Genomic DNA, 7249 nt, shown 5'->3' with positions numbered 1-7249 from the left:
GGCCGTCACCCTGTCCGACGCATCCGAGGGCCGGTTCGATCTGGGCCTGGGTGCGGGATCCTGGCCCACGGAGTTCACCAGATTCGCTGTGGGTCAGCAAGATCCGAAGGCCAGGGTCGCGCAACTCGGGCGGCATCTCGAGCTGATCCGGCAGTACTGGGGCGACGGGACGGGGGAGTCCGCGCAGTCCCCCCGCCGGTCCCATCCGATACCCCTGGTCCTCGGCGGAACGGGACCGCGGATGATGGAACTCGTTCGCAGGCATGCGGATTGGTGGAATGTGCCGGCAAACCACCTCGACCGGCTGCCCAAGCTGGCCCCGGAAGCGGGGTCCGCCCGGGTATCGATCCAGCAGATGGTGGGATTTGTCCGGGCCGCCAGCGATCCCAAGGCCGTGCGCGAGGTGAGCTTCCGCCGATTCGGCAACCTGGGCTCCGGCCTGGTGTGCGGCGACGCCGACGAGTTGATCGGTCACTTCGACGGTCTGTCCGCTCAGGGGGTCGAGCGGTTCTACGTGTGGTTCACCGACTTCGCGAAGCCTGATTCCCTGCACGAATTCGGCGAATCGGTGATCAAGGCGTTCCCTGGCGGCGCCGCCGCGCCTCGGTAGGAACGACCGGCGGCCGGGCGAACGGCCCGCGCTGCACCGCGCTGAGCCGGACCTCCGGCAGGTCAAGGGACGGGTCGACGGTGTCCAGCCACGCGACGGCGTCCGCCACGTCGGAGACCCGAATCGCGTACATCTCGAACGGCACATCCTGCAGCATCTCGGTTTCCACCGGTCCCGGCGTCACGAGGTGCACGGCGATGCCGTCGCGGTCGACCTCCAGGGCCAGGGCGCGGGCGAACGCGTTCATGCCGGCCTTGGACGCCGAGTAGGCGGTGCGGGCCATCATCGGTTCGTGCGCCGCGGACGACGAGATGAACACGAACCGCGAACCCGCACGCATCTTTGGCAGCGCGGCGGAGGTGACCACGAAGCACGAGTCCAGGTTGGCCGAGATGATGGTCCGCCACTGCTCGAACGTCTGCTTGCGCGCGTACGTTCCGCCCAGCGTGCCCGCGGCGTGGACGACCAGGTCGATGCTTTCCAAAGCGCTTGTGGCCGCGACGAATCCGTCCGGATCCGAGGCGTCGGCCACCAGGTGACGCGCGCCGATCTCCTGGGCGGCGGCACGCAACGGAGCCTCGCGACGCGCGGCCAGCACCACGTCGTAACCCAGCTCGACCAACTTGCGACCGCACGCCTTGCCGATCCCGCCGCTGCCGCCGGTGACCAATGCGGTTCTCAAGGGGCGCCTCTTAGGGTTGCCGGAAATCCCGCGTCCGCGACAAAGCCTGCGGCGACAGCGCGTGGATACGTTGGTCGTGCCGATCCGAGAGCACGTAGGTCTGCGTGTCGGCGAGATGGCGACCCGCGATGCGGCGCGCCCTGTCGACGTCGCCCTCCGCGATGGTCTCGGTCAGCTTGACATGCGTGCCGAGGACGGCGCGGCGTTGAGCCAGCGAGGGGTAGGTGCCCCGGGCCGCGCTCTCGTCCGCCCACTGTTGTTCGTGGCTGGTCCACAGCGTCTCCAAGCTGCCGACCACCGCGATGATGGTGTGGTTTCCGCAACCGCGCACCACGAGATCGTGGAATTCCCGGCCGATTTCGGTGAACAGCGCGCCGTCCTCGATGTTTTCGGCCATGGCGTCGTTCACCCTGTTGAGCTCTGGAACCAGCGTGTCCGCGCGGTCCGGCCGCCGGGCGGCCAGCGCGGCGCACGCGGGCTCGAGTTCCTGCAACGCCATACCGAGGTCGGCGACCGCGACCGACTCGCTTTGCAGCAAGAGCCCGAGCATGTACGCGGCGCTGGTCTTCGCCGGCGCGTGCACGACCGCGCCGCCGCGATTACCCCGCCGGACCGAAACCAGGCCCTCGGTCTCGAGGATGCGCAGCGCTTCGCGCAGCGAAACCAAACTCACGTTGAACTGCTCGACGAGGACCTCTTGGCGCGGCAGGAGGTCGCCGTCCGCCAGGTCGCCGTTGATGATCTGGCGGCGCAATTCGTCGGCTACGATCTCAGCGATCCGCGGCGCCGACAATCGGCGACGGGCGTCGCGCCCAATTCCCAAGTCGGTCATCCGATCCTCGAAACCAATCAACTCGCTGGCTTAGCTATTTTAGCAGTAATGGTATAAATAGCTTCTTCGATCGCGTGTCGATCGGGAGGGCGGGTGTAAGTGAGCGAGCGGTCCGACAGCCGGCCCACACCGCTGCACGACCTGTGTGTCGTCGAGATCAGTGACCGGATCGCCGGCAGCTACTGCGGGAAGCTGCTGGCCGATGCCGGGGCGCAGGTGCGCAAAATCGAACCGCCGCAGGGTGATTGGCTCCGCCACTACTCCGCGACGCGGTCACCGGTGCCGGACGGGCAGAGCTCGCCGTTTTTCGCGTATCTCAGCGCAGGCAAGCGCAGCATCACGTGCCCGCCCGGCTCCTCGCGGTTTTCCGCGGAACTCGCCGCGGCGGACGTGGTGGTGCTCACGGCCGGGCGCGAGCGGGCCGCGTCGCTGGGCGTCGACCCGCAGCTGCTGCTGGCCGCGGCTCCGGGCGCGATCATCGTCACGATCTCCGACTTCGGCTGGACCGGACCGTACGCCGGGCGAGCCGCCAGCGAATTCACCCTGCAGGCGTGGGCGGGCTCGCCCGGCTTCCGGGGTGATCCCGCCGGGCCGCCGATCTCCATCGGCGGCGACCTAGGGGAGTACATGGGCGGCGTGTATGCCGCGTTCGGCGTGCTGGCCGTGCGCCGCCGCGTCGAACGCGGCGGACCCGGCGAGCACCTCGACCTGTCCATGCTCGAGGCCCTGACCGCGATGCAGAGCAGCGAATGGCTGCACTCTCAGCTGCTCCGCGTGCCGCCGGTTCGCCGCACGCTGGAAGTCCCGTCGATCGAGCCCGCCAAGGACGGCTACGTCGGGATCACCATGGTCACCGGCCAGCAATGGCTCGACTTCGTCGCGATGGTCGAGTGCCCGCAGCTGGAGGAGATCGAACAGCTCCGCTTCCAGATCGGCCGGTGGGCCTACCGCGACCTGATCCGCGAACAGATCGGCCCCTGGCTGGCTGAACGGACCGTCGAGGAGATCGTCGAGCTCGGCCAACTGTTCCGGTTGCCCATCGCGGCGCTCGGCAACGGCTCCACGATCCGAGAGATGGAGTACGTGACGCAGCGCGGCGCCTTCGTGGCCAACCCCGCCGGCTTTCACCAGCCGCGAGCGCCGTGGCTGATGTCGGAGTGCGCGCCCGCCCCACCGCGCGTAGCCCCCGCCCTGGGCGAGGCTGACGATGAAAACGCTCCGCTTCCAAGAGAAATGGCCGTGGTGTCGCCGGCGACGGATCTTCCCCTGTCCGGTGTGCGCATCGTCGACCTGACTGCGTTCTGGGCCGGTCCCGCGGCGACCCACCTGCTGGCCGCGTTCGGCGCCGACGTCGTCAAGGTCGAATCGATACAGCGGCCCGACGGCATCCGCTACTCGGGCGGCATGCGCACCGACGTCGACGATTGGTGGGAATACGGTTGGGTCTTCCACGCCATGAACACCAACAAGCGTTCGGTGACATTGGATTTGGGATCCGAAGACGGGCGGCGCCTGTTCACCGAGCTGGCCGCCGGCGCAGACGTGGTGATCGAGAACTTCTCACCCCGGGTGATGGAGCAATTCGGCCTGACCGCCGACGTGCTGCTGGACGTCAACCCCAAGCTCGTAGTCGCCCGCATGCCCGCCTTCGGGCTGGACGGCCCGTGGCGGGACCGGGTCGGATTCGCCCCCACCATGGAGCAGATCGCCGGCCTGGCGTGGGTGACCGGACTGCCCGACACCCCGCCTGTCACGCCGCGCGGGGCATGCGACCCGCTGGCCGGCGTGCACGCCGCCTTCGCCGTGCTGGCCGCGCTGAACTTCGCCGACCGCACCGGATCGGGCCAGCTCGTCGAGCTGCCGATGCTGGAAACGGTGCTGAACGCCACCGCGATACAGGCGATCGAGTCGGAGGTCTTCGGGACGACGCTGACCCGGCGGGGTAACCGCGGTTTCGGCGATGCGATCCAGAACATCTACCGCTGCGCCGGGGAGGACGACTGGATCGCGGTCACCGTGCGCGACGACCGGCAGTGGCATGCGCTGGTCGAGTTGATGGATCGACCGGCGTGGTGTGACGAGCAGCTGTCCACCGTCACGGGGCGGTGTCAGCGGGCCGACGACCTCGATCGCCGGCTAGCGGAGTGGTTCGGCCGGCAACCGCGTGACCCGACGGTGGAGCGCTTGGCAGCCGCGGGCATACCCGCCGCTCCGGTCGTGTCGCCGTCGCTGGTCACCGACAATCTCCAACTGCGCCACCGGGGCTTCCTGGAGACGCTGCACCACCCCAGCACCGGCGCGGGCTTGTACCCCTGCCCACCGTTCGCGCGGCTTTCCGGCCAGGACAGCTGGCTGTTGCGACCACCGCCGCGGTTGGGCGAGCACAATGAGGACGTGCTGCGTGATCGGTGCGGGCTGACCGACGAAGAACTGACGCGCCTCGCGAGCAGCGGGGTGATCGGGACCCGACCCAAGGGCCTCTAGAGAAGTGGAGGGCATCTGATGCGCGTGACGGTTGACGAAAACCTTTGTGAGGCCAACGGTTTCTGCGAATCGCTGGCGCCGGAAGTCTTCGAGCTGGGCGACGAGGACGTGGTGCAGATCGCGGACGGACCCGTGCCGCCGCGGCTCGAGATCGACGTGCGGGCCGCGGTGGACCAGTGCCCCAAGGCCGCGCTGCGGCTGATCGACTGACCTGGCGGCTAGCGCCGCTCGGTCAGCGAGATCGACATCTCGTCGTAGATCGACATGTTGGTCATCAGGTTCGGATAAGCCACCGTGGCCGGCCCGATCTCGATCTCGTCGCAGCGCAGCAACAGCTCGTCGAAGACCGCGCGAAGTTCCGCCCGCGCGAGCATCGCGCCGAGGCAATGGTGCGGTCCCCCGCCACCGAAGGCCACGTGCGGGTTGGGTTGACGGCCGATGTCGAAGGTGAATGGCGAGGAGAAGACCTCCTCGTCACGGTTCGCCGACCGCAGCATCGACACCACCCGCTCGCCCTTGGCGATGTGCTGGCCGTCCATCTCCACGTCGACCTTCGCGGTGCGCGTCCAATAGGCCACCGGTGACGCCCAGCGCAACACCTCCTCGATCGCGGTCGGGCGCAGGCCCTCGTCCGTCCGATAGCGTTCGATCTGCTCGGGGTTGGCGAGAAAGGCCTGCAGCCCGATCGCGAGTGCGTTCTTGGTGGTGTCGCTGCCGGCGAAAGCCAGGACGAAGAAGAAGAATTCGAGTTCGTTGGGGGGCAACCTGAATTCCACACCGTCGTCGCCGGTGATCACCGCCGACGCCAGGGTGCTCCAGATGTCATCGGTCGGGTTACGCCGCTTCTCGGCGGTCAGCTCCATGGCGTAGTCGAAGACCGAGGCGAAGAGCTCGAGTTCCACCTGCCCGGTCGGACGGGCTTCGGGCGCAAGCGCCTTCAGGATGCGGTCGAAGAGGTCGAATACGCGCGGTCGGTCCTGATCGGGGATGCCGATGATGTCGCCGATCACGGTCATCGGCAATGCGTCGGCGACGTCGGAGATCCAGTCGCCGCCGCCCGCGGCGAGCAGGTCGTCGATCATCCGCGCCGCGCGCGCCCGGATGCCGTCCTCCAGCTTTGCGATCGCTCGCGGATTGAACGCATTTGAGATGAGTTTGCGGCGTTTGTTCAGGTCCGGGGGGTCCAGCGTGATGATCGTTGGCGACGACGAGAACATCGCGACCGGCTGAATCAGCGGCCCGTCGGCCGCGGTGAACGACTCGGTGTCGCGGTGCAGGCGAACGGCGTGCCGGTGTCGGGTCGCCACCCAGAAATCGCGGTGCACCGTCTTGGCCACGCCGGGGGTCAGTTCGTGCCTGAACAGTGGCGTGTTGCGCCGCAGGTCAGCGAACAGGTCGTCGGGAAACCCGTTGCGCCACAGGGCGAAGTCGGAAAGGTCCACCGCCGCAGCCGTCATCTTCAAACCCCGCTCTGTCGGACGCGTTGGCGCCGCGTTGACGTTCAATGCTTAAAATAGTAAAAATAGACCTTGTCGTCGAACCGCGGTGATCGAAGGGCGGCCCAGTTGCGCTCGGCTCGCCTGGGCAGGGCGGGATATGGAGAGCTCGTGACGCATACAATTTCGGACCCGGCTTCGGATCCGGCGGGAGATCCCTCGGAACGCGAGTTCGGACAGGCCGGCATCGCGCTGTCGACCTATCGGTTCCCGACCGGTTGGTTCATCGTGGCATTCGGCTCCGACCTGGCCGCCGGGGCGGTCAAGCGGGCGCACTACTTCGGTGAGGAACTCGTCATCTTCCGCACCGAGTCCGGCCAGGTGCACGTGATGGACGCTTATTGCCAACACCTCGGCGCCAACCTGGGCGTCGGCGGCACGGTGGAAGGCGACAACATCGTCTGCCCCTGGCATGGCTGGCGCTGGCGGGGTGACGGCACGAATGCGCTGATTCCCTACAGCAAGATCGGTTGCAAGAACAACGTCCGCATCCGCACCTACCCGACCGTGGAGTGGTACGGCTTCATCCTCGCCTGGCACGAGCGGCACGGGCGGGCACCGTACTGGCAGCCGCCGGTGCTGCCCGAACTGGAAACCAACGAGTATTACCCGCTGCACCCGCACACGCAGATGCTCAACCGGGTGAAGGTGCACCCGCAGATGATCATCGAGAACGCCGCCGACCCGTACCACGTGCAATACGTGCACAAGGCCGCCAATCCCGCCACCACCGCGTCGTTCGAGGTCTCCGGGTATCACCTGCACGCGACCGTCAACGCCCATTTCGGCGGCGGGCGCGCGTCGACCTGGCTGACCCCCAACGGGCCGGTCGACGCCAAGATCATCTACGACAACTACTCCCTGGGGCTGGGGGTGGTCCGCTTCCCGAGCGAGCTGGTGGCCACCGTGCAGGTCACGGGGCAAACGCCGGTCGACGAGGACTACACCGACTACTTCTACACACAGGCGTCGGTCCGCGAGCCCGGCGATACGGGCGACGTGCCGACCGGTCGCGCGGCCAAATTCCTGGCGCTGCAGCAAGAAGTCATCAAACAGGACTTCTTCACGTGGGAGAACATGAAGTACCTGGAGAAGCCGAACCTGGCTCCCGAAGAGGCGCACGACTATGCGGCCCTTCGCCGGTG

At 67.6% G+C, this 7249-nt stretch carries 7 protein-coding genes; 4 read left to right on the top strand and 3 right to left on the bottom strand.

Going from position 1 to position 7249, the window contains the following annotated elements:
* A partial coding sequence (locus tag A9X05_RS09175; protein WP_067780784.1) for an LLM class flavin-dependent oxidoreductase occupies positions 1-610 on the top strand: 610 nt, incomplete at its 5' end.
* Here A9X05_RS09175 and A9X05_RS09170 read toward each other — a convergent pair.
* Both A9X05_RS09170 and A9X05_RS09165 read right to left on the bottom strand, forming a co-directional pair.
* On the bottom strand, positions 573-1292 hold the full coding sequence (locus A9X05_RS09170; protein ID WP_067760515.1) for an SDR family oxidoreductase: 720 nt from the start codon (positions 1290-1292) through the stop codon (positions 573-575). The genes A9X05_RS09175 and A9X05_RS09170 overlap by 38 nt on opposite strands.
* Before the next feature lie 10 nt (positions 1293-1302).
* Positions 1303-2124 carry a FadR/GntR family transcriptional regulator gene (locus A9X05_RS09165; protein WP_067760517.1) on the bottom strand — a complete coding sequence of 274 codons (822 nt, stop codon included), beginning with the start codon at positions 2122-2124 and terminating at the stop codon, positions 1303-1305.
* A gap of 99 nt (positions 2125-2223) precedes the next feature.
* Between A9X05_RS09165 and A9X05_RS09160 the strand changes: the two genes are divergently transcribed.
* Positions 2224-4608, top strand: coding sequence for a CoA transferase (locus A9X05_RS09160; RefSeq protein WP_067780781.1), 2385 nt, complete (start codon positions 2224-2226; stop codon positions 4606-4608).
* 18 nt (positions 4609-4626) lie between these two features.
* Positions 4627-4818: a ferredoxin gene (locus A9X05_RS09155; protein WP_046185638.1), complete on the top strand. Its 192-nt coding sequence runs from the start codon at positions 4627-4629 to the stop codon at positions 4816-4818.
* 8 nt (positions 4819-4826) lie between these two features.
* Here the strand turns inward: A9X05_RS09155 and A9X05_RS09150 are convergent, their stop codons facing one another.
* Complete coding sequence (locus A9X05_RS09150; protein ID WP_067760521.1) at positions 4827-6065, bottom strand: cytochrome P450; 1239 nt, start codon at positions 6063-6065, stop codon at positions 4827-4829.
* Positions 6066-6215: 150 nt separating this feature from the next.
* Here A9X05_RS09150 and A9X05_RS09145 point away from each other — a divergent pair.
* Positions 6216-7249: aromatic ring-hydroxylating dioxygenase subunit alpha (locus tag A9X05_RS09145; protein WP_156736579.1), on the top strand; the 1034-nt coding region annotated here is incomplete at its 3' end.

Source organism: Mycobacterium sp. E3298, assembly GCF_001666895.1.
In the GTDB taxonomy this organism is placed as follows: domain Bacteria; phylum Actinomycetota; class Actinomycetes; order Mycobacteriales; family Mycobacteriaceae; genus Mycobacterium.
The sequence above is the reverse complement of the archived record's forward strand: the minus strand, read 5'-3'. Positions and strand labels throughout refer to the sequence as shown.

What these genes read in the sequence shown, in the direction of transcription:
- A9X05_RS09165 (WP_067760517.1), bottom strand. Translation starts at nt 2,124, where the DNA reads ATGACCGACTTGGGAATTGGGCGCGACGCCCGTCGCCGATTGTCGGCG.
- A9X05_RS09155 (WP_046185638.1), top strand. Translation starts at nt 4,627, where the DNA reads ATGCGCGTGACGGTTGACGAAAACCTTTGTGAGGCCAACGGTTTCTGC.
- A9X05_RS09150 (WP_067760521.1), bottom strand. Translation starts at nt 6,065, where the DNA reads ATGACGGCTGCGGCGGTGGACCTTTCCGACTTCGCCCTGTGGCGCAAC.